This window comes from Mucilaginibacter sp. NFX135 (assembly GCF_048565145.1).
Classification (GTDB): domain Bacteria; phylum Bacteroidota; class Bacteroidia; order Sphingobacteriales; family Sphingobacteriaceae; genus Mucilaginibacter.
This window is the reverse complement of the sequence record NZ_CP183412.1, coordinates 3188084-3212955: the sequence shown is the minus strand read 5'-3', so window position 1 is coordinate 3212955 and position 24872 is coordinate 3188084. Positions and strand designations below refer to the sequence as shown.

The following is a 24872-nucleotide window of genomic DNA, read 5'->3' as shown; positions in this document are numbered from 1 at the left end:
ACCTATCAATCGTAAAGATAACCGAAAAATTCAGAAAGCGAATGTCCCGCCTCAAAGAGAGCGAGTTAATGTTTTTGCTATACAAAAACCCGGACATACCCCAATGGGGTATGTCCGGACTCGCTCCCGTTGGTCGTTTCAATAAAGGGTAATTTTCGTATCAATACCATTTACCCCTCAGTTATTTTTCCCAATCAAGCATTATTGAAAAAACTGTATTTTTATTAAAAAAAATTGTGGATTCCGACCATTCAAAAAACGACAGCTCCTTGACCGTCACCGCAGCTCAAGCGGTTTCAAAAATTATTGCAGATATGAATAAAAGCACATCGGCAATGAAGGCATCAAGTGCTTTTGTAAATGCCGTCAATGAGATCAGTAAGACTATGCCAACCTTGAAAAGTCATACTGAAATATTGAAGGTAATCAATAATATCACTATCAACACCCCTGCTATCACGGCATCGGCAGACCTGCTAAAAACACTCAACCTTTTATCTAACAATCTGCCGTGGAACATGCAAAATTCAACAATAAAGAAAATTGATGAGATTATACAAAGCAATAGCAGAGCAGATGGTATCTTAGGTCAGATGGGTATAAATTTACAGCCTTTATGGACTGATGATTTTGTAAGGCAGATGACAGGTTTCAGGCGCATAGCTGAACAATTGGGACAACACCAGAAAGACTATCGTTCTTATCTGCATGTAATCAACCAGGCCCATCTTTTAAACACGGCAACAAATATTGAAAGTGCTACTGTTGAATCACTCATAAATCTAAGGTTTCTACGCTACGAGCTCATTAATGAGCCCATAGCAGAAATTCCCTCATCCAAGATCATCTTGCTCGACGAAACGGCAAGAGTAAAAAAAGCTATAAGAGATATATATAACGACAACGAGCTAATCTTTAAAATTGAACCGAGGAATTTTGAAGAGATGGTAGCTGAATTGTTGCGAAAAAAGGGCTTTGATGTCAAGCTCACCAAACAAACCAGAGATGGTGGCTATGATCTTATTGCTGTGAACAATATTGCTGGTTTTCCATATCGCTTTCTAGTGGAATGTAAAAGATATGCCCGAAATCGGAAAATTGATGTCAACATTATTAGGAGCTTTTGTCAGGTGATGAATACCAATAACAGCAATGGGATCATCGTAACTTCTTCATTCTTCTCACCTGATGCAATTGATTATCAGGCAAAACATGCTCCCCATCAACTACATTTCAAAGACAACGGGGATATTATTGACTGGGTAAGTGAATATATCCGCTAAAATGTGCCGTTAAACGAATATAGCTTCGAACCAGCTAACGGGCTGGCAATTATTTTATATCTATGCTGTGCGTTTGTGAATTTTGGAATGACTAACGTTCACATTTAAATAACCATTTATACAGATATACAGTATACTTCGAAGTATACTATTTTCTTCTATTTCATAATCATGGAAGCCCGAAAGTATACCAGGAGTATACGTAAAACCCCCGTAGCGAAGCCTAGGGCAAGCAAAGTAGGGCTCTGCCCAACTTCCGCTTGCTCCTGCTTTCGCGAGAGGATGCTGAATATACAGTTATACTGATATATAGATTACGACGCCAATAAAAAAATATAGATTGTCACCATTGTTGTAACCTTTACCGATTCGGATGGCCGTTTAAATTGATATAATTATTTATTTAAACTTATAGTTGTGGGATTCAATAATAAAAAGAGATTTGTATAAACCTAAAGCACAAAAATTGCATGCTAAAAGCTCACCATAGCCCGATGGACCTTAATTGGTACGAAGAGATACATTGTTCGTTGTTTAATCACTTGATATATTTTTCGACTTCAAAACAGATTTTGTTATGAATAGGACGGATCTAATTACCAAAGGGTATTTTCCAGAGGAATTACTGCCTCCGTTTACGACCGAAGATCTTGCAATTGTTGAAAATCAAGTAATCGCCTCCCTTGATCTATTTGATCCAATTGCTGGAAATAGAAAAAAAGTCACTACTAAAATTACACCATTTTCTATACCCAAAATTAAAGGCTATCGTCGAAATCTCGGAATCCCTCACCCTCTGCATTATATTCGCCTGGCTGATACTATTGTAAATAATTGGGCAGCTATTGAGAGGCATTGCAGAATGTCTGACATATCATTGTCACCAATCAGAATTCGCCCGGATGCCATTCGGTCTTTATTGAAGCCAAGTTTTAAAAATACAGTCCGCGAAAAAATTATCCGATCCACTGGCTACCGTTTCTTGCTAAAAATTGATATTGCTAAATTCTATAGTTCCATATACACACATAGCATACCTTGGGCATTACATACAAAAGAAATCTCCAAAATACAGCGGCGCCGAAACACACTTTTTGGAAATGCACTCGATGAAGATTGTCGTAATATGCAGGACGGGCAGACCATAGGCCTGCCAATTGGTCCAGACTCCAGCCGGATCATATCGGAGATTATCCTGACGGCTATCGATGTTGAAATTAAAAGCAAAGTCGGATATTTAACGGGTGTTAGGGTAGTTGACGATTACCATTTGTACTTTAAGAACCAAGGTGACCTTGAAAAAGCCCGTGCAGTCATTCACAAAGCGCTAAATGACTATGAATTAGAACTCAATCAAAATAAAGAGAGGCTACTCGATTTGCCTGAAATAATAGAAAGTGAATGGTTCAGTGAAATAAGGGAATTCAGATTCCGAAATCGCTGGGATTACCAGCGAACCGATCTAATAACTTTTTTTGACACGATTGTTACTTTTGCTAAAAGATTTCCGGAAGACTTGGTGCTTACCTACGCGATGTCAAAATTAAGGTTCACGATCTTTAACGTAAAGAACTGGAATATTTTGCAGGCGTTGCTACTAAATTCTTTGCTAATTGAACCCAAAATTCTGCCTTATGTTGCTCAGAATCTCGTGAGTTATTATGAAAAAGGCTATCAGATCAACGTTAATATAATACGTGACGCATTAGAACAGTTCATTGATTATCATTCTCCCTTATCAAATGATTTTGAAATTTCTTGGGCTTTGTGGATTACTAAATCACTAAGAATTAATCTCTCTCAAAATACTGCGGCTTTGCTGTCAGACAATACTAATCCCATAGTTATATTAACGGTTCTTGATTTAGAAAGTCAGGGATTTATACCGGTAGGCCTTAATAAAACAGCCTGGCAGCTACTGTTAACAGCAGAAAACCTATATTCAGAGTACTGGCTTGTAGCTTACGAGGCCAATTTAAAAGGCTGGTTAGCTCCGGGACCAAACATTCCTGACTATATCGAAGCCGATCCGTTCTTTAAACTTCTAAAGGACAACCAAGTTACTTTTTATAAATCGAACCGGATCCAAGACCTCTCCAAAGTAAAAATAAGTACATCCCAACCTTATTTTGCAGAAGATGACGACTATGAGGATGACGAACAAGACTCGGACAGTGTTTATGCCGCAGTGGCAGTGGTTCCTCCAGAACCGCCGGATGTGGCTCCTCCATGGAATGATGATGACGACCTGCCGTTTTAAATCTGTTTACTTAAGATTACACGCCTAAACAAATATCATGAATATCAAACAAGTCACGATTAAAAACTTCCGGAATTTTGAAGATATAACGATAGAGTTTTCTCCTGGTTTTCAAACTATTATCGGCGAAAATAATATCGGGAAAAGCAATCTCTATTGGGCTATCCGTTTGGTCTTAGATAAGGAACTGTCATATAACTCCAGAAAATTGGAGCTAAAAGATTTTAACGGTTTTAAAAACACGTTGGAAATAGATGATCATGTACTAATCAGCATTGAATTATATAGCGAAAAACTAGCAGAGTTCCCGACTTTTCATTCATGTAAAACTGGCCACAACACCGCTCAGATAACTTATATTTATGCTCATAAAAATCAATTTATATCAAGTGCTGAAATACCGGATCGAATTGATCTTCACGATTTTCAATGGCGATTATTTGCGGGTTGTGATGCAGATGACCTCGAGAGTATTATATCGCTTGCTACACCCATCACATTTAGGATTTAGAGGGTATTAATTTATATTACATAAACGCTTTTAGAAATATCAATTCCGATCTTCAAGGTAGTACGAAATCCTTATTAAGTCAATACTGCCAGTCGAGAAATAATGCTGACACCGAGTTAGATAGTGTAAAAACCATCTTAGAGGGATCGTCAACTCAGCTCAATAAGTTACCATTTATCCCTGACATAGCTCAAAAAATTCAAAAAAAAGGTGTAGACATCGCCGGTAAATACTTTTCGTTTCCCATCTCAATTAGTTTCCTTTCTGATTTTGACACTGATGCATGGAGCCAAATGAACTTATTTTTTAATCCCGCAATTGGTCACAACATCCCTATTCAAATTCTTGGACTAGGGCAAAAAAACATTCTTTATTTAAGCTTATTTATAGCAGAGTTGGAAAATTCAAGTCAAGCCCATGAAATTAATATTTTATTGATTGAAGAACCAGAAGCCCATTTGCACCCTCAATTACAAAAGATACTTTTTGCAAACCTAAATGATCTAAAGACTACTCAGGTATTCATGACCTCACATTCAACCCATATAGCTAGTGATTGCAACTATAAGAATTTAAATATTTTATTTAAAAACATGAGAAATCAGGTTAAGTCCTTTGCACCGTTTAAAAATGGCGTACTGAGTGCTCGGGAAAATTCTTTGCTGAAACGTTACTTAGATGCAACCAGGAGTGAAATGTTTTTCGCATCAGCAATCATCTATGTCGAGGGAGTTGCAGAACAATTTATTTTGCCAGCAATTGCCAAAGAAATCTATGACATAAACCTTACGGAACATAATATATCTGTAATTCCGATCCACAGTCGTTACTTTGACCCCTATTTAAAGATAGTACAAAACACGAATTTAGAAATTCCTGTTGCAGCTGTTATTGACGGTGATGCTGACGAGTGGATTGACAATTTTGCAACAACAGCTATTGTAAGTGCTCAGACGTTAGAAGTAAAAGAACGTGTTCAGGTCTTTGTCGGAATCCAAACCTTAGAAGTTGATCTATTTCCCGATTCAAAAACTAATGCAATTTATCTTAAGAAATGCTTTGACAACCTTGGACATGGACAATCTTATCAAAACTTGTTAACCGCTACCGAAGAAGACGAGAAGCTTTGGCCAGGAGAATTACTTAGGAGAATTGACAAGACGATTAAGAAAGGCCGATTTGCACAAGAATTAAGCTTACTGATTGACGATGAATTTACGGCACCCAGATACCTGGAGGCCGCTATCGAGCATATTATCACTGCAAAGAAAATCAGATAGGTAATGTTAAACCGTATTCAACATGATGTTGTTTTCAATTCACCAAGTAACACAATAGTCAGTGCTTCCCCTGGCAGCGGAAAAACTAAAACCTTGGTAGCCAGAGCTCAGCACAAACTCGATTCTTTGCCCCATAGAAAATCTTTGGTACTCATCACTTACACCAATGCCGGGGCCGACGAGATCGCTTCAAGATTGGTAACTAATCAGGAAAGCGATGTGTTTATTGGCACAATTCATCGTTTCTGCTTAGAATTTATCTTAAGACCGTTTGGCTGGCTCTATAAATATCCAAAACCTAAAGTGATTTCATACGATGAATTGCTGGAATTTATAGAGCTCAACCCACTTCTCGACCTTGGAAACAGTCCCCTTGATGAATTGAACAAAATTAAAAAAGGATTGGATGGCAGCCTAGATTTGACAGTTAAACTGGCTAACGATTGGTCTGTAGCTTACGTAGCAGAATTGTTCTATGATTTTTTAAAGTCAAAAAAAGCTATAGATTTCAACGAAATCCTGTATAGGTCTTACGTTATCATATTCAATAACGACTTCGTGGTAACGTCTTTGGCTAACAAATTTTATGAAATTTCTGTAGATGAATTCCAGGATACTAATATTTTTCAATACGAAATATTTAAAACCATCAATAAAAAACATATCTGTACTTTTTTCATGGTCGGTGATGAAAAACAACGGATTTACCGTTTCGCGGGTGCCATTGATAACGCGTTTAATAAGGCAACAGCCGATTTTTCGAGTGAAATCAGGATTCTTGAGCACACTTATCGTTCAACAAATAATATAATTAATGCTTATTCCTCGCTATTCGCTCACCACCCGTTATTGATTAATGAATCAAAATACAAGAACGAGAACTTACCCTGTATCATCCACCAGACCAATAAGAATAATCACAACGAAACTCTGCTAAATTGTGTTGAAAAATTCATACAAAGCGGCGGCGATTTGTATGAAATCGCTATCTTATCAACAAGTTGGATTGACGCTTTAAATGTCAGCCGCGCTTTACGTCATAAATATCCGGTTGTGGGACTAGGAGCACTTCCTCACAAGTCGAACAACACGTCTACGTTTGGATTGTTAAGAGCAATTTGTCGATTTAATTATTTAACGTCTGTACGTAATCTTCGAATAGTTAAGCGGAATATGGATCAACATTGTGCAGAAAACAACTTAACTTACGATGAAAAAGAATTGACCAATGCTACAAATCTGCTTATTACTAAAACGCTTGCGTTGGATAAGTCTATGAACTTAATCGATGGTTTGGCCTATTTGAAACAAATTTTTGATTCTATCTTTTCGTTTAAACATTCCGCTTTTGAAGAAATTTCGAGTTTAATTGATATTGAAGAATCGAAACTCTGGACATTGGATAAATATATGGAAACAGTTTCCGGGATGAATGGAATTAATATAAATACAATCCACCAATCTAAAGGATTGGAATTTGATCTAGTTATCTTAAATAATATAAACGAAGGTAAAATACCGTACCAATCTTGGAATTTCGAAAAACAGGAACGCGATACTTTGACGGTTGAAAATGAAGATGATGGAAGACATTTATTTTACGTTGGATTGAGCCGGGCAAAAGCTGCACTTATCGTCCTACACAATTGGAAACCATCTATTTTCGTCAGCTATGTCCAAGGGAAATAATGGATTGTCAATTCATCCTATTAGCACAATGAGAATTGTAATTAGTGATTTTTTATATACTTATAGATAGGTTAACGTATATCGACTAAATTTAAAATATAAACCCCAGGAACTGAATCGGCTGAAAGAGCTGGAAGAAGAAAACCGCAAGCTGAAGCACGTGTATGCGTGACACCGGGCACAACCTTGCAAATACAGCTACCAGAAGAAGACATCTTTACTAGCGAGCACTATCTCTTCGTCAGCAGGATGTTCACAGTCTTTTGAGGTTAATATGATCTAAAACTTTTTGATAGCAAATTATACGGTATAATTACCAACAATACCATCTCATTATTTCTCATATTATCAGAAATAATATTAACTTTATTCTAACTACCAAACCAAATTTTAGACCTCTGAGCTTGTACGCATATTATGCAATAACTCTGGCACTTAAAACGAAACTTGATTTAGAATATCCATTCAAAGCCATGTTAGAAAATATTCTAATTTTTTACCACGTAATCGTCTCTTTACCTCACACAATTGCCTTTAAACAATTAGTGAAGTGCCAATTTGCGATACCGTAACTAACTCTTCAATTGTGAACACCTCGAGATAGGGTTTTCCAATGAAAAAAATTAAAATGCAGTTTCTCAACGTCCAATTAGACAGTGAACGAGATGTTTTAATCATTTTCAGACGAAAAAGGAAAATTTCTTTAAATACGGTTTCCCGTATTTCGTGCCAGTAATTATTTCACAATTTGCAAATAATCATTAAGACAACAACATATTGATCATTAAAATAAGCCTACATAATGTGGAAAGACAGTGAAACCGAAACCGACCTTCTTGAATTTGACTACCTGATTGATATTACTAAAGATATCATTGAGAATGACGACCTTTCACCTTGTACGATTGGTGTCTATGGCGATTGGGGGAGCGGAAAATCCAGTTTGGTGGAAATGATTCTTAAGGATTATAAAGACAACACGGACTTTCTTTGCTTGAAATTTAACGGGTGGCTCTTTGAAGATTACGAGGATGCAAAGGAGGCCCTGTTAGGTAGTATACTTGATAAAATAAAGGAAAAGCGAACCCTCACAGTAAAAGGCAAAGAACTTATTGGCAAGCTCTTTAAAAATATCGATTATTTCAGTATAGCAAGCAAAGGACTCAAATTCGGAACCGATTTACTATTTACTGGAGGGATAGGTACAATTGCAGACCTGACCCTTACCACCATATTGGGCAAAGTCAAAAAGGCCGGAGCAGAAGTTGCGGAATCCGACATCAAGAAGGCTATGGAGGGAACTTTTAAGAAGGAAGAGATCCGCAAGAACCTAAGGACCTTTCATACAGATTTCAAAAAGCTACTTGAGGAGACTAATATCAAAAAACTTGTCGTTTTCATTGATGAACTAGATCGTTGCAACCATGATACCATTCTCGAAACCCTTGAAGCTATCCGGCTTTTTGTGTTTGCCACAGGAACGGCATTTATAATCGGTGCAGATGAGCGCCAAGTCATGTATGCGGTAAGAAAACGATATCCCGAAGTTCAGGGAAACCAGATTGACATCGGTAAGGAGTACCTGGAAAAGATGGTTCAGTATCCAATTAAGATCCCACAATTAGGCACTGCCGAGGTAGAGTACTATATCACCTGTCTTTTATTTCAGGATGTGTTCAAAACCGAATATCAGCGGATCATTAACATCATCAAACAGGAGAAAGCCAAGGATTTTCTTAAGTTCAAGATTACCTATGAACTGATAAAAAGACATTTTCCTAAATTGGATGAAAACCTGCTTAAGGAAACCCTTTCGCTCTCGTTGCAGCTTTCCTCTGTGCTGTCTAAAAATCTCAATGGCAATCCAAGGCACTGCAAAAGGTTTTTGAATTCATTCTCCATGCGTCTGAAAATGGCAGAATTCAAGCAAATTACACTCGACAAACGAATACTAGCGAAACTGATGCTAGTTGAATATTTTAAAGATCCGGTTTTTAAACAGCTTGGACTGATGCAGGCAGAGGATAACGGAGAACTAATCGAAATGGAAAAGATTGAAAATGATCAATGGGAGGAGGTAGATAGGCTCAAGGTTTGGAAAGATGACCAGTGGTTCAGGAACTGGGCCCAAAATGGACCAAAAATTTCTCGAACCGACCTGAGTGCTTACTTTTATTTCTCAAGGGAGAGTTTGCAGATTTCTCGTGCCAGAACATCTGCCAGCCTGAGCACAGAGGCTAATAAAATTTTAAAAGACCTTTTATCTAAATCGGAATTGGGTCGTAAGGAAGCGCTGAAGAAGCAATCACAGCTTAATGATTTTGAGTCCTCAGAAATTCTAAAAGCCCTGTTTACTGAATTAGAGCAGAGCACAGAAATTGATAAATTCCATTTTGCTTCCTTTATCGAATGGGGAGAAGGTAATAGCTCCCTTCACGCAGATGTAATGGGTAGTTTGGAAAGCCTTCCTGTTAGTAAGATTAAACGCCCCTTCTCTCCAAGACTGGCCAGCTTTGCTAAAAAGTCTGACCGCGTGACCGAGATGAAAGCCCTTGCTGAAATCTGGGCAAAAGACAATCCAAAACTATCCGAGCTATTACTCAATGACCTAAAATAATATATGGGAACTTCAAGTATGTATGGTGGCCCCGGTGGCGGCCCACCAAAGGGTAATCCGTTATTGCCACCAGATTTCGACCCGGATGCACCTGAGCAACCTCAACCGGACGCTTACCAAGACCCGCAGGACGATCAAGATGATAATGAGGAAGTAGATGCACCTAATAGAATGGAAGCCAATTCAGTTCCGCAAACATCCTGGCAGTCCGCAAAAACAAGTATGGCCAAATTCGCTTCTGGAAACGCTGGTTCGGCAGCCAGTAGCCTTTCCGGTTATGTGAAAGCTTATGGAGGGGCTAGAAGTGCTTCCAAATCAATGCCCGCTGGTATTCGCACCACTGTGAGTTTAGGTGATTTCGTCAACAGGGTTGCCTCCTCGAGTTTCCGTGAGACATTGGACGGCTATCAGATTAACTATGATGGCAAGTCGGTAACAGAGGTTCTAACCCAGCTTATCAGCGTATTGGCTCCGTCGCCAGTTACCCGCGAAGATTCCATCGCTAGAAAAGCACTTATCCTAACCATGGAAGAGCTATATGAGCGGGTAGAGGATAACGGTATCGATATCATGGATTTAGATGCCGAAGGGCTAAATTTTATTATTCCATGTTATGTTAAATCTTTTATAAATGAACGTCTGCTCAATGACTTAGGCAGCAGAGTTGAAGGGGCCGACATTACACCAGACAAGGCTATCGAAATAGAGACAGAGTTAAGGGAATATATTGACTCAAAAGTTGACGTTGTGTTCACAGGAAAAGACTTTTCTAATACACCATTTACCACTGAAGAGGTGGAAAGTATATATAACCAGTGTTACACCGCCATGGAGATTATGTTATGAGACAGATTGTATTTAAAATAGATGAGCAAGACACCTTTACCCTGGATAGCGCGGACTATGTGGTTGATTTAACCAGTAAGGAGGATTACCACCACACTTTTTACAACAGCCTTCGGCCACTCTACCGCATGGCTAACTTCTTCCAGAAAGAGGCACTGGATCTTTTTTATATCTCTTTAATGGTTTATTATGCAGACCGCAAGGTGCTTAGGAGCGATTTCTCAGACAACTGGACCAGAGAGTTTACGCTCTATATTCCGGTTATTGAACTCGATAAATGGCAAAGCAACAAAGAACACTTGGAGCAGATGATATCTTACTTGAGTGGCGATATCTGGCACATCCATTTCCGCAAGCGTGTACTCAACCTCAAGGAATCCAAAATATCAGATAATATTAGTCGACGTTACACAGACCGAAAATTTGATCCTGATAAGTTTTGTATGCTCTCAGGTGGCCTGGATTCATTTATTGGAGCCACAGATTTGTTAGCGCAAACTAAAAACATAGCATTCATCGGTCATTACGGTGGCGGAAAGGGTGTCAAACCTTTTCAAGATGCGGTAAATGCGGTGTTAAAAGAAAAATTTGATCTGGATGATAACCAGTTTTTTAATTTTAATGCTACACCGATTAAAGGCGTAGAGGATTCTACCCGGACCAGGTCCCTGTTATTTTTTGCACATGCGATTATTCTTGCCTCGTGTAGTAACCGAGAAGTGGAACTCTATATCCCTGAAAACGGACTGATCTCACTCAATATACCGCTCACCAATTCCAGGCTGGGCAGTAGCAGTACACGTACTACGCATCCCTACTACATGCACCTTTTACAGGAACTACTGGACAACCTCGGCCTGGAAATAAAATTGCGCAATCCTTACCAGTTTAAGACCAAGGGCGAGATGATGCTGGATAGTCCCAACAAGGCATTTATCGAAGCACATTACCAAATCTCGATGTCTTGTTCCCATCCAGATCAGGGTCGTTATCAAAAATTGTCTACTCCTTTGCACTGTGGAACTTGTCTTCCATGTACGATCAGAAGGGCCTCTGTTCACAAAGCATTTGGAAATGACCTAACTAAGTACCGTGACCCAGAATATCAAGAGCAAAAGGCAGTGAATGAATTGCGTTCTTTCAAAATCGGTATACTTGATTTCCGAGGCAAGAAAAACAATCACCTTGTCATTCAGATTGCAGGACAGATCAATCAGGACCTAGAAGAATACATATCTTTGTACTCCCGTGGAATGGATGAGCTTGGAAAGTTCTTAGATTTGCAGCATGGATGAATTTCTTCATGATACTCATGCCCATATCGATTTGATGGCTGATCCCGATTCAACGGTCCTTGAAATAGAGAACAGGAAGATTTACACTATTGCTGTTACAAATCTTCCTGTTCTCTACCGTCAGCTAAATAGCAAGGTTAGTTCAAGGTTTATTCGTCCCGCACTTGGTTTTCATCCTGAACTTTTGGCGAAGTTTGCTAAGGATATCCCGCAAATGTGGGACAGCTTGGAACAGGCCAAATACATTGGCGAAGTAGGTATTGATCTAAAAGTAGCAAAAGACTCACAAGCGTTGCAAGTGAACTTTTTTGAAGAGCTTGTCCAGAGGTGCCATCAGTTAGGAGGGAAAATACTAACTATACACTCTAGAGGTGCTGCACAACACGTGGTAAATATAATTGGCCATGACTTCAACGGAAAATTCATATTACACTGGTATTCTGGAGGATTAGAGACGCTTGACCAGGCGGTTACCAACGGTGCCTATATTTCTGTTAATTATGCAATGACTTGCTCTGCCTCTGGCAGGCGGATTATCCAGTTTGTACCAAAAACACGTTTACTGCTGGAGTCTGATGCACCATTTGTTAATGTTAAGGGAAAGTGTTACGATACGCTTAGCGTCGCTTTAATTGTCGAACAGATAGCCTCTATCAAAAGGCTATCTGTTCAGGAAATATCCATACAGCTGCATGAAAACTTTAAGCGCCTGATTATTTAATTTTTCCCCATTTCCACACGGGTATGGATCTTAAGTTTATTTTTTAGGTTTAAGCTGTCTTCGTGGATATATCGCTGATATTGACCACCTTCTTCGGCGGAATGTGACTACTGATTCCGCATCAAATACGCAAAATTTTGTAAATTATATTAACACACATCGGAATCCGTGGATTAGTCAATCACTATAATTATTGAGCCTGCAAATCATCAGGTTCAAGCAAGCCGATTATCATGTTGCGTAAATTAGGGAATACTTTTTCGAACATCTCCTTTTTCTCATCGGGTACGTCATTGCTTTCCGTAGCCAGCAGATAAATAACGATCTCCGGTATGTTAAAGTAGTCGGTAAGTTTTTTCATTGATTCGACATTCGGACGGCGGCTGCCGTTCTCGATCTGAGAAAGTGCCGTTTGGGTCAGCCCACTTTGCTCAGCCAGTTCTGCCTGGCTGAGCTTTTTTTGTTTGCGAAGTTGTTTTATTGCGATTCCTATGTTCATGATGGGTGTTGATGGTAAAGAATTACGCCCTCCAGAATGATCTTGGCAATTAAGGCGGTGATATCTATTAAATCTTTTTTATCGGGGTTGGAGCAGTTTTCACGCAGCCGTTCGATAACATGTTGTAAGGCTGATTTCTGTTGGCTGGTCAGGTTGCTGCCTTCCCGGATAATGTCCTCCAAGTCGGTGATGCAAGCTTGTATATGTTGAATTTTCATGTTGTTTTTTGTTGTTTTTTTTGTTTAAGAACAATTTGTGGTTCAGGCTAAAAAAAATAACAACATGAGCTTCGTCGTCGGTATTGCAGGATAGCATTTTGATACGTTGGCGGTAGATGCGCCGGAAATCAATATCTGGCCCCATGGCATAACAGACCTTGAGGGACTTGGCGATCCTTTCGACCTTTAAAAGTGTATCAAGCAACAATGACCTGATCTCACCGATCAGCTTCTTGTACCGGAACAAATATTCTTCTTTCCCCGTTTTTCGAAATTCCGATAACGCGTTATTGGCTTGCTGCTGTAAATGGCTGTGATTTTCAAAAACATCGAAATGGATTTCACGGCAAAGGTGTTTTTGCACCGTGTAGTCCTTGAAAAAGCTATCATACGTAAGATCGCTTTTTAACCAAGTACCCAACATTTCATTCAATTGCGTTTCACGCGAAAATGTCCCTTGCAAATAAAAGTGAGGCTCAATAAAATCCTCGATACGCTTCAAATGGTTGCCCTCTGCTCTTAATACTTTTAATATCTTCTGTGTTACTTCCAAACTATCCGTTTTGAAGTCAGTATGGGAAATGAATACGTTCTTTTTCATGGGCTGTAAAAATATCACACAAATGAAATAATTATTTTACTTATTAACAAATAAATTATTACAAAGTTGTGGTATTATAACTCTATTTTACATTATGATAACCTGTTTCACAAGGTGCGATTGTATTCCTTCCTTAGAAGGTAGGGTCTATTTCATTCCCACAATTCAGCTCAGACACAAGTGTAAATTCGCCAATAAGCTGAATCGGGCAGAAAATAGTTCGAGATTTGTACAATAGATACTACCCTATTGTACAAAATTTTCATACATTGGTTATTAAGCATTAGCGTAATTGGTCTGTTTTTTAAGGGTGTGCTATTGGGGGACCAAAAGAAAATTAAATTTATACAAATACACTGATTTATAGGTTGTTATAATTAAAAAATCATTCCCTAACTAGCCAAGACCAAGCATTTAAAATATCTCATTGCTATATGATATCATTCCTTTGCTTTGTCTAATATTTTCATTAGAATAGTTGCTTAACACATTAAAAATCTGATATTTACACTAATAAACTAAGTAGCATAATCGAGGTCAATTAGTGGCCATTGGTGAACTTCCGGTGAGCAGGGTCAAAACCAGAATATTAATATTGAAAGTGAGGTAGTTACGTAATTTTTTCACCTCCGCTCCCGGTTCCACGATTACGGCCTCAAAAAAGGCTAAATGCTATAAAATCCGATTTTTCAGTGTTGTACTCGATCATCTTCTTTTATTTGGAATTCCGGGTAACAAAATATGCGTAGAGCAAAGATCTTATTGAAGATGAGCAATGCTTTTATTCGGATGGGTGTAGTTATTTGATCAACTTACTGTGGTTTCGATACCTAAGCTAAACGGTTGTTTCAAGATAGTCTTCAGTCTGAAATCTGTACATTCCCATTGACGAAACGACAAATTGATCGATCACGGGTATGTGTACCTTTTTACCATAATTCCTAAAGCTGGCGGCGACACGTTTTTCCTGCTCATCTGGCAGAAATGGTTTGGAGGCATTGTTCCGGCAAATCACAACAGATGCCGCTGTATCTATCTGACTGCGAATCACCTCAAAAAGGGTTTTGATATGGTCTAGGTCGATTGGTGCATTCGGTTCAAAATAAACGCTTCGCAATGGACGATCACAGGAGTCAAGCACTACTGTTTTATAAGCCTTGACCGAATCCATCACATCTTCGTCCCAATTGTGTATAACAATGCTGAACACCTCACTCGACGTTTTCAATCTTGCATGATGCTCCACCGGCTCTAATTTAAAGAGATTCTGTAAATATCGCTTGTAGGTGTCCGTTTTCCACGATTTGATATACCCTGTGGCGGGTTCCGAATGATGCAGCCTCTTGTCTTCCTTCATTGTCATTTTCGACTTTAAATTTAACGAATATTTAATGACTTCTATATTAGGTCAGCGAATTAAATGCCATAAATTCACCGACCCCTGGTTTTTTAACTTTTTTTACGAATGCTTGATACGAATCTGATGAATTACCGAGGACATTTTTGAAACCGACCATCGGGTTGAATAACTTTTTATCATCATCGTTCAAATACTGGTAAGGATTACTTTCTCTACCCCTATTTACCTGATTCTTAGCAACCAAACTTTCAAAGCTTTCTACAAAAATGGCGGAGGCAGAAAGGATAGAATCTAAAATCGGCTCAGTAAAGAAGTCATCGCATTCCGCATCAACATAAAGCACAAAGTTGGTCACTGGTTCGGCATTTGCCATCTTGGCGAGAAATGGCAGACTAAGGAAGCTGTACTTAGCACTATTCACAAGGTCTTCTGTTTTTCCGGTCAGGGCCAGGTGTTCAAGTAATTTGCGATATTCATCTTTGTTCCCTTTTTTTAGGATCAATAATGGCTGACCCTTCAGGATCGAATAGCCGATACTTCCAGTGTTCCAACTGAATATGCGGCCAAATCCGCCGTCACCCTCGATCTTGGGATGTCCATAGTATGGCGTGATTTGCTGATAATACATTTTTTTGTTTTTATCCAGCACCTTATGAAATGTTAACCGGAAAACTGTCCCCTCTGGCAATAAAGAACGAAGTTGGCCGGCTAATCCACGGGTAAAGGTTTCCAGACAGGGTAATGCATTACCAGTAACATTAGGGATTTCCGTATAATGTGCCTGCTCAAAACGTTGGTTAAAATCCTCATCCTGCCATAATTTCTGAATGTCTCCATCGTGGAGGTTGGACTCTTGCAAATCCTTCAGTTTGGCATTTTTGATCTTTTCATACAGGCCGGGAATTTCCTTTAGTAATTGATCTTTGTCAGAGCCGTACCTGAATAAGACCCGGTCTCCCTGATGCGAATAGTCACCTGAATCCAAGGCGAACAGCCGCCCACCTTTATCGTAACTATATTCACCATGCTGATAAGTGAATTTTTCACGCAGTATAAAGATTAGAAAAGAATTCAGCATAGAGACTTTGCTGATGTCGAAAATCTCATTAAAGGGCTTTCGTCCGTGCAACACAATCCGAAATTCACGTACGTTCAGGTGTGGTAATATATGCTCATAATAGCGTGGCCTCAATCCGTCAAACTCATCAAAAACAAAGGTCTTAGACAATTTCGGTCCTCCGTTTTTAGAAGCTTCCAGCGCATTAAAAAACGCTCCTCTGATTTCTGTTAACATTTGGATAAGTAAATCGTTCTCCGCAATGATACTGGTCACTTTGTCATAATCGAATTTAGGAATCAAAGCACTGATCATGTCCATGAAAGCCCCGTCGCCAACGCCTGAGATCAAATACTCCGCTGTTCGCTCGGGAACCTGTGAAATATCTGTACAACGCCAATATGATAGCGTATGTTCTAACTCCGTTTTTTCCACACCAAAACCGACAGCGTAGATCAAAACATCGCAGACGATCACACCTTTGGGTGCGGTCACTATCCATTTGCCATTCTTATCTTCGGTTATGGTCGATATCGCTCCACAATCAGTGATTTCGTTGTAGTAGCTATCGAAGTTCAGGCCACGGTGGACGTAGAAATCCCGCAAGCCCTGAAATTCCTGATGGATTTTTTCGGCAACGATGTCGGCTTTATTTGCTTCCCAATTCAACACCGGGAGGTATGTTTTTTTCTCAGTGGAACCAGCGGTCGGCCAAGCATAGATGTTCGGATGAATGAATCTTGTCTGGCAGCCGGTTTGCAAGGGAAGTAAGATTTCATCTTTCTCAAAAAGGGATACTTTAATACGGCTGTGAAGCGCGGCCGCAGCAAAGGTTAAACCGGCAATGCCGCCACCGATGATGCCAACCCGAGTATCTTTGTTAATTTTCCCTAGAAGATACAAGCAATGAAAGATGTTCAGCGCCCTGATTTGCTGATTATGGATCGTAATGCCTTTTTGGTAAATACCAATGATATACTGATTACGGTCGACTGTAAACTGCTTTAGGTATTCTTCCGCTTGTGCTGTATCTGTGGCTTGGTTAGGCATTATATTCTCTCAAGTAATTGCAAATATATCTTATTTTTAATATGCTTTCTAATGATCAATTGGGCGATCATCGGATCGCGTAAAAGCTTTTCCATCTCACACTCGATAAGATCGGGTACATCTTGTTAATCTGCAAATAACTTGGCTCCATAATAACATCTGTAATCTTTCTAATTTCGGGAAGTGACGGATAGCCTTCTATTTCCTTTTTTCAATGCGGCGGTATGGTCATAAACGTCACTGGGATTCTCATCTTCTTTCGGATGTAAAATCTGAAATATTTCGCCCGTCTGAATTAATATTTCATAATCAAATTTACGACAAGTACGGCAGGAACTGTTTAAAATGTATATTACCACCGTCAAGAAGATAAACCACTGCCGGGATAAAAGTAAAGGCCATGTTGAGCGGGCTAGTGTGTTTTGTTCTTTTTTGGTGGCTCGGCCTTGACTACCTAACTTGCGTAGTTGGTTACTTAAGCTTTAAATATGAGTTAGTGTGGTTTAATCGTAACTCAGCGCGTCACAAATCCTTATATTTACACTAAATCTCTACAGTCAAAAGCGACATACATATAACAGAAATTTATTATAAGATGCGCTATTGTAATTAGCAATCTTAGATTGTACTAAGCTAACTCTTTCAGAATATTTTTGAAATTTTGTTCTAAAGTTTTAAATTTACAATAATAAGCGTTAACGATTTCTGGTTCATTTTGGAGGTGACCTATTAGGCGCCTCTTAACGGAAAAAAGATATAAAGCATTGATTTACAGGGACTAAATACTTTAACATTGTTCCCTAGCTCTCCGCTCTTAAGATCATCAAAAATGAACAAAACCCTGTAACAATAGTTCACAGGGTTTTTTATTGGCTCAACTGCCCAAAAAATACCAAAAATACTCAGAAGTTCGTGGCAAAATCGTGGTAATTTTTATTTTGAGATAAATTGTCACGCATATTTAACTAATTTACAATCAAGTTATTAACGAGGTTAACATCTTGATTATCGCTATACGCACTACTTTCAGCCGTATAACAAGTAGATTATTCTCCCACAGATCAGGCGGTAAAGGATAACAAAAAGATCTTATACCAACTGGCTAAAAGGGGTATTATAGGCGATACAATTCCTTTTTATAAATACAACGCGGTAGCTTCGCCCGCCACCAATGAGTCACATGAAAATCATGCCCCGGCTTTATCACTAATTTGGCCACCTTAATTTTACCCTCCCTTTTGCGGATACGCTATGCTGCCCTGATACATTGAAGCTTTTTACAGGTATTTTCCCGTACAGCACACTTAAGGATGGCTGCCCATTTTTAAGACTGATCACTCCAAAGCCAGTACCTGTGGAGATAAAACTTTTAAAATCTCCCATCTTTGAGTTAATGTACAACACCTGGTCAACTGCATCAAAACGCACCCCGGTTAAAGCTTGTAACAAACCATAGCTTGCCATGGCACGCGCATACCAGTGCCCGCACTCATACTCATTAAATGGATTCCGCACCCGGCCGTCATAACGATCACGGCAAGTACGTACCACTTCCAGTCCTTCGTTTACTTGCCCCGTAAGGATAAGATGTGATGCTGCCTGATATTCAATACCGGTCCATACTTCATCGCTATAAACAAAGGGGATAGACAGTTTACCGCCCTTTGGCCAGGAGCATAACAACAGCCCTCCTTCTTTTCCAATAGCATAAGTGGGCCTTTGAGGATTGGCATGTTCAGACAGGTCTGTTTTCAGGTTATATTTATGTACCGATGCCAGATGTTGTTTGATCTTTCCTTTATCTAATGCTATATCCAGTCCACACATATCGGCTATCCAGACGCCCAGTATCCCGTCTGACAGACACCCCGTGCCATATTGATATTTTGGCCCTTCCTTTTGCAGTAATGCAGTTGCCTCTGCCGAGCGATTTTTCACCGTGGTGGGATCCTGTGCGTTAAGGCCGGTCCACTGTATCTTTTGCACAAAATATTCGCCGTTATACAGGGCGCCTTCCAACAAGGCTTTCCCTTTAGCAAACAGGTCCTCATAGTTTCTGGTAGGCTCCTTTAAAAACTTACCCATCGCGGTAATGGCCGTTAATGCTCCCAGATAAAAAGTAGTGCACATCGGGTCGGCGCCCCAAAATTCAATGTCATAAGTATTATGATGTGGCTCTTCCAATACCCCGTGGCCGCGGGGATCCCAGGTTTTGATGCAATAGTCCATACTCATTTTTACCTTAGGATAAAGACGTTTGAGCCAAGCATTATCGCCGCTGATACGCCATTCGCGGTAAACTTTCATGATGCCGCCCAATTGCCCGTCGGATGCCGCGTGAAAATTGTGCGCTACCGGGCGTATCGGAATAGAAGTACGAAATTGCTGGTGACCATCACAATTCTGACTTACCTCGAATTCCGTTTCACGCAGCGTTCTTTCCAGCGAGGGAAACAGATGCGAAACCGCCTGAGCATAGTTCCATACGTGTGTGCATGAACCATGGCAGCTCCCCCAGCTATCACCGCAACCCTCCCAGTTCCACATACGGCCATCAATTTGCCGCAAAACGGTGGGCGACTTGAGTATAGTTAAATTGGCAGCCACAGCTTCCAGTACTTCAGAAGGAAGCGAGGAATCATAAAAAGCGTTTTTAAAAATGGTTGAATTTTTATGAAGCTTGGCATAGTTCTGCTGCCAGTAAGCAGCCGTCTCCTGTATATTTTTAAATCTGCCGCTATACCAGGGCTTATGGAATTTATTACCAAGTTCGTTTGTTGGTTTTTCGCAGGGCTGATCATTATTATTGCGTGGCTCATCGCCAATGCGCAGATTTGTTTCTGGAACATACCAGGTCATCAGGAGCTTAATAGTCTTCTTCTCTCCTGCTGATAATATGAAGGGCACATAGAGCGAGGCGCCGGGTGCACCGGCCTCTACAGGCTCATTTTTACGCATATTGGCGGTTTGTACGGTATTCCAGGCCATGGTAAAAGCATCCCACCAATCGCCGCGGAACCAACAATGGTCAACCACAGTACTTTCATTATCTGTAAATATGGCAAATTCACCGGCTTTTTCGGGAGCTTTCTCCGTTCCATCCTGCGAAAGTATAAAACCATTAGCTATAGGTTTAACGGAATTTCTGGCATCCCTTTGCTGCATAAAATTGCGACTGTTATAAGAGAAAACAGCTTCAATAGTTTTGCCGCTGATATTTTCAAACTCATACTCTAAACTCGCTACCGGCAAGCTGGAATTATCCTCATCAGTTGGTATAAATGGGCTCCAGGCATTGATATTTACTTTCAACGGCATGGAGCTATCTTCCAGGTTTATCATGGCAAAAGGAAAACGGGCGGTAAACCGGGCATTTTTAAAACGCGGCAACCCCCAGGTTTCGCCACCGCCGCCCAAGCCAGAATCATGCTGCCCGAATTTTTTCCAGGCCGGGACTGGCCCTTCCAATACTCTTGCTCCTTTATCCATTCCCTTTACAGAGATAGCCGCGAACATACAGGGTTCATTAAAGATCTCGGGATTATTCCGTACCGACATGTGTGATATGGCACCCGTACCCTCGATGCAAAACATACCCGCGCCCATACCACCTAATGGAAAAGCAACACGACTTAGATAATCATTGGTGTATGATTCATTATAAATCCGCTTCCCTTCAGCAGCAGGGCTATTTACAATTGGCGGATGCTGTGTATCTGGCAAGTGTACAGCGTGCGCCTTAGTTCCTGCAAACAAATTAGAGGGCATAGCAGCCACACCCAAAGTGCCTATACCTAAGTTTTTAATAAACTTTCGCCTGTTATTATTCTCTTTCATTATAGTAGGTTTATGGGTTATATACTTGTCATTTAATTTCAACCGGCCAGCTATCTGTACGGAACGGACCAACGGGCAAACCATCTTTACTAAACAAGTTACCTATAGCTGTGTTGCTAAATCCGTAGCGCACAGCCAATGGTTGTTTTACCACCGGACTCCAAACAATCAATGTATTTTTTTTTACTATTGCCTTTGCCGGATAAAATACCCTGTCAGTCCCGGCAATAGATATTTCAGCAATGGAATCTCCTTTTATGGTCAGGCCGCTATTGGCATCATCAAAAGTTATGATGGCCTTCTCTTTACGAATATTTATATCTTTAAATATCGGATTTTTATAATGGATTCCGGATTGATGATAAGTCTCTGCAAGTGCCCAATTAGCCAATCTTAGGCCAACATCGTGCTTATTGGCCGGGTGCACATTATTTACGTCCGTTACCAGATCCGTGATAACCACCATCCCTGTATTAGGATGCTTCATGCTCTCCGTTTGTGATTCGCGCATTAATGCCCCCACATTGCTTAACTGATATTTAAAGGGAGCTACCTGTACAAAATAAAAGGGAACATTTTTGCTGAATGCTTTGCGCCAGGCATCGATCATTGCGGTAAACAAGCGCGGATAAGTAGCTGCATTGATGGTGTTGTTTTCGCCCTGATACCAGATAACCCCGGCTATAGAAATATTTTTTACGGGGGCGATCATCGCATTATACGCGTAACCTGCCATATTAGGGCATTGATCATTTGCCGCTATTTTAGTGGCGGCTTGTTTTAATATAAGGTCATTATTAACCACGCTATCTGGCGTCCATACCTCGGCCGATGAGCCAGACCACGCGGCTTCTACCAAGCCGATAGGTACGTTTAATTTACTATTCAATTTCCGGCCAAAAAAGTATGCCACAGCGCTGAATGACCGCAGAGTATTGCTATCGCAAACAGCCCATTGCGCGTTACAATCATTTTGCGGCGTAGGGGCTGTAGCTTTTGGGATATGAAAGAACCGGATATTGGCATTGCTTGCTATTTTATAGGCTTCTTTAATATCCTGTAAACCCCAGTTACCGCTCATCTCCATATTGCTTTGCCCTGAGCATACCCAAATCTCTCCTATCAGCACATTAGTTAAAACTATGGTGTTACGCGCCTTGATGGTAATGGTATAAGGTCCGCCGGCAGTTGGGGTACTGATATTGAGCGCCCAGTTGGCGTTACCGTTAGGTTTAGTTTCGGGGTAAGTTTTGTTATCCCATGATGTGGTGACGGTAATTTTTTCGTAAGGTTCGCCCCAACCCCAAAGTTTTACCCGGCTCTGTTGCTGTAGAACCATATTATTACTCAAAACAGCCGGCAAACGGATATCTGCATGCGCAAAAGTGCTCAGACAAATCAGTATGATCATCATACATGCCAGCTTTATAAATATCTGTCTGTTATTGTTGTTTTTCATGAGATGAGTTTAGTTGCCGATATGATGTTGAGGATTTACATAACAATAAACCTGGTAAGCCAGTTCGCTCCAGGCACTTTGTTCAGGGAAAGGCTTGCCCGGATATAGCTGCTGCTGGTCAGGTATAAATTTCAACTTAATCCTTATCGCCGGCAACCCTTTGGTCAATCTTGCAGGTATCAGAAATTCGTCGTCCCTGAAACGGCGATTGGAAGTTTGAATATTGTAAACCCGTTTGCTTAACTCACCGGCCGGCCGAGAAACAACACAAGTATTGGCTCCGGCGAGATACCAGGTACCAGCCTTTTGCCATTTTACTTTTTCAGCCACTTGTCCTTTAACAACTCTGGCTATATATACTTCGGCAGTTTGATTTGGGATGCTGTAATCAAGCGTACGCCGTAGCAGCGCACCTAAATTATTTGGATTAAGCTTAACAGTAAACTCTGATGTACCGCGGGTATAACGGCCATTTTCCTGATGCGATGGATAGATCTCCTTGCCCATAAATTCCTTGTAACCGGGTTTATTGTTCAGATCATAACCCCAGGCACCGGTCGGATAATGATCGGGCCCGCATTCATAACGGGAATTTATTACCTGCACCGGCGATGCGTTGGGTGAATAATAGGCATGTTGCTGTTCGCTTTTGATCTGCCCGATATCCAGGGAGTCAGTTTTTATTAGTGATGGCGCCGGCAGCCCATACCAATAGGTTACAGCTTCATAATGTTCCTGTGATACGTTTTCGTTATGTTCAAAACGGATAACAGCACGGTTACCAAAAGGCATCATATCGGCCACGAGAAAACGATACGCCGACTGGATCAGATCCTTTTCATTAACCGCTGTTTTCTTATCTTTCGCCCCGCATGGGTGCCCTGCCAATGGGAGCGTCATATTCTCCCCACCCCAATAATCACCTCCCCCGGCCCATTCTTCAGTACCCGTGCCATAAGCCTGTGGCGTTTGACTATCGTCAAAAAAGAAACGCGGATCACCTTCCAGCGTACTCAGGTTGGCGTTGTGTGAAAAAATAAAGGACGTCCCCATAAAACTACCCGACCAATCCTGATGCCCTTCTATCCCGCGGGTATCCAGCCAGGTCATATCTTGCCCCAGTTGGGGCTTTGGAAAATCTTTGTACGTGGCATGGAAATAACTACTTTGTTCTTTTTTGATAGTGGCTGGCTCATACCTGATCTCATAGCTTATCCCCGTTTCCGTTGGTGATATCCCTGTCAGCTCCAGTTTTGCGGATTTGAAGAAAGGCATGGGATAATAGCAGGCCAGCTCCACCTTTTTATTAACATAATCAAAGTGAATATTGATCGGCAGACCTTTTACAAAATCGGCTTTATCCTCCCGGTTGTAAAATGTCCCTGCGCCAAAAAACAAACACAAAGGCGCATCAATCGAAGGATATTTGGCATTATCCCAGGTTACTTTTAACCTCACGCGTTCCATCGTAGTAGCCTGATCAAGCGGCAGTGTGAATTTCAGTGCCCTGATAACTGAATTAGAAGCTTTAATATTGGACAGTAATACTTCATTTTTATCCAATTTAATACTACTACGTAAGGTTGTAATATTTTTTGGAGCGATATCAGTACCAGCCCGGTTGAGCAAATTGATTACGTCCTGATCCGGCACTTTAGCCATATTCCATGAACTAATGGGTTGAGAAAGCCTGGTTTCATCAGCGTACAAATGATAGATGTAATAACCTGTGCCATAAATAGTGCGGGAATAGGCTATTCGCAGCGAATCGCGAAAAGGCATTGGTGTCCAGATCAGATCGGCGCCTTTTGTGGTAGCCCAGGTATATGCCAATGGTTCCGGAAAAGCTTTAGCAGGTATAAACTCTGTATGTTTAAACACCTTATCAGCATTTACGGGAGCATCTGTTGCCGTTTCCTTTACTATATTGTCCGTACCATCTATGGTGAAATGCCAGGGGCTGCCATGCCAGTGATTAGCCCTGAAAAAATACAATATACCTTTCCCCTTTACATCGAGGGTTACATTTTCGTCCTCTTTGTTCATAAATAAAAAGTGAGAAGCGTCATAACCACCACCAGCACGATCATAAGTACTTCGCATATAAGCCCGTACACCTATACGCTGCATCGGTAACAGATCCCAGCGCAGATAAGCATCTGCACCTACCGGAATAGCGTTATAAGTTATATCACCTGATTTTTTGTGCCCCGGCTGAGCATGCACCATTAATGTCAATGACATTAACCAGAGCACACCAAAAATCCAATATCTGATGATCGTCATATC

The 24872-nt window shown here is 40.6% G+C and carries 16 protein-coding genes; 9 read left to right on the top strand and 7 right to left on the bottom strand.

Annotated elements, in window-relative coordinates; genetic code table 11:
• Positions 1 to 236: 236 nt before the first annotated feature.
• The 9 genes from ACNURT_RS13565 (at position 237) to ACNURT_RS13525 (ending at position 12502) form a co-directional block, all read left to right on the top strand.
• Positions 237 to 1283, top strand: a complete 1047-nt coding sequence (locus tag ACNURT_RS13565; RefSeq protein ID WP_419698130.1) for a restriction endonuclease — start codon at positions 237 to 239, stop codon at positions 1281 to 1283.
• Positions 1284 to 1860: 577 nt separating this feature from the next.
• Positions 1861 to 3543 carry an RNA-directed DNA polymerase gene (locus tag ACNURT_RS13560; RefSeq protein WP_419698129.1) on the top strand — a complete coding sequence of 561 codons (1683 nt, stop codon included), beginning with the start codon at positions 1861 to 1863 and terminating at the stop codon, positions 3541 to 3543.
• A gap of 37 nt (positions 3544 to 3580) precedes the next feature.
• Entirely contained in the window at positions 3581 to 4054 is a 474-nt protein-coding gene (locus tag ACNURT_RS13555) for an AAA family ATPase (protein ID WP_419698128.1), read from the top strand.
• 5 nt (positions 4055 to 4059) lie between these two features.
• Positions 4060 to 5334 (top strand): ATP-dependent nuclease, encoded by a 1275-nt coding sequence (locus ACNURT_RS13550; protein WP_419702129.1) that lies wholly within the window; start codon positions 4060 to 4062, stop codon positions 5332 to 5334.
• 3 nt (positions 5335 to 5337) lie between these two features.
• The gene (locus ACNURT_RS13545) at positions 5338 to 7023 is read left to right on the top strand and encodes a UvrD-helicase domain-containing protein (protein ID WP_419698127.1); all 1686 of its coding nucleotides are present in this window, start codon (positions 5338 to 5340) and stop codon (positions 7021 to 7023) included.
• 802 nt (positions 7024 to 7825) lie between these two features.
• Entirely contained in the window at positions 7826 to 9640 is a 1815-nt protein-coding gene (locus ACNURT_RS13540; RefSeq protein ID WP_419698126.1) for a KAP family P-loop NTPase fold protein, read from the top strand.
• A gap of 3 nt (positions 9641 to 9643) precedes the next feature.
• Positions 9644 to 10486: a Qat anti-phage system associated protein QatB gene (qatB, locus tag ACNURT_RS13535; RefSeq protein WP_419698125.1), complete on the top strand. Its 843-nt coding sequence runs from the start codon at positions 9644 to 9646 to the stop codon at positions 10484 to 10486.
• Positions 10483 to 11781, top strand: a complete 1299-nt coding sequence (gene qatC, locus ACNURT_RS13530) for a Qat anti-phage system QueC-like protein QatC (RefSeq protein ID WP_419698124.1) — start codon at positions 10483 to 10485, stop codon at positions 11779 to 11781. Before qatB ends, qatC begins: the two co-directional genes overlap by 4 nt.
• Complete coding sequence (locus ACNURT_RS13525) at positions 11774 to 12502, top strand: TatD family hydrolase (protein ID WP_419698123.1); 729 nt, start codon at positions 11774 to 11776, stop codon at positions 12500 to 12502. Before qatC ends, ACNURT_RS13525 begins: the two co-directional genes overlap by 8 nt.
• A 190-nt stretch (positions 12503 to 12692) precedes the next feature.
• Here ACNURT_RS13525 and ACNURT_RS13520 read toward each other — a convergent pair whose 3' ends face one another.
• From ACNURT_RS13520 to ACNURT_RS13490, 7 genes are all read right to left on the bottom strand, one after another.
• Positions 12693 to 13001 (bottom strand): helix-turn-helix domain-containing protein, encoded by a 309-nt coding sequence (locus ACNURT_RS13520; protein WP_419698122.1) that lies wholly within the window; start codon positions 12999 to 13001, stop codon positions 12693 to 12695.
• A gap of 99 nt (positions 13002 to 13100) precedes the next feature.
• Positions 13101 to 13820: a hypothetical protein gene (locus ACNURT_RS13515; RefSeq protein WP_419698121.1), complete on the bottom strand. Its 720-nt coding sequence runs from the start codon at positions 13818 to 13820 to the stop codon at positions 13101 to 13103.
• 835 nt (positions 13821 to 14655) lie between these two features.
• A complete protein-coding gene (locus ACNURT_RS13510; RefSeq protein ID WP_419698120.1) occupies positions 14656 to 15177 on the bottom strand; it encodes a JAB domain-containing protein in 522 nt (173 codons plus the stop codon).
• Between the two features lie 46 nt (positions 15178 to 15223).
• Entirely contained in the window at positions 15224 to 17287 is a 2064-nt protein-coding gene (locus ACNURT_RS13505) for an NAD(P)-binding protein (protein WP_419698119.1), read from the bottom strand.
• A 1206-nt stretch (positions 17288 to 18493) separates the two neighbouring features.
• The gene (locus tag ACNURT_RS13500) at positions 18494 to 21124 is read right to left on the bottom strand and encodes a GH116 family glycosyl hydrolase (protein WP_419698118.1); all 2631 of its coding nucleotides are present in this window, start codon (positions 21122 to 21124) and stop codon (positions 18494 to 18496) included.
• A 28-nt stretch (positions 21125 to 21152) separates the two neighbouring features.
• Positions 21153 to 22583 carry a sialate O-acetylesterase gene (locus tag ACNURT_RS13495; RefSeq protein ID WP_419698117.1) on the bottom strand — a complete coding sequence of 477 codons (1431 nt, stop codon included), beginning with the start codon at positions 22581 to 22583 and terminating at the stop codon, positions 21153 to 21155.
• 9 nt (positions 22584 to 22592) lie between these two features.
• A complete protein-coding gene (locus ACNURT_RS13490; protein WP_419698116.1) occupies positions 22593 to 24869 on the bottom strand; it encodes a DUF2961 domain-containing protein in 2277 nt (758 codons plus the stop codon).
• Positions 24870 to 24872 lie beyond the last annotated feature (3 nt).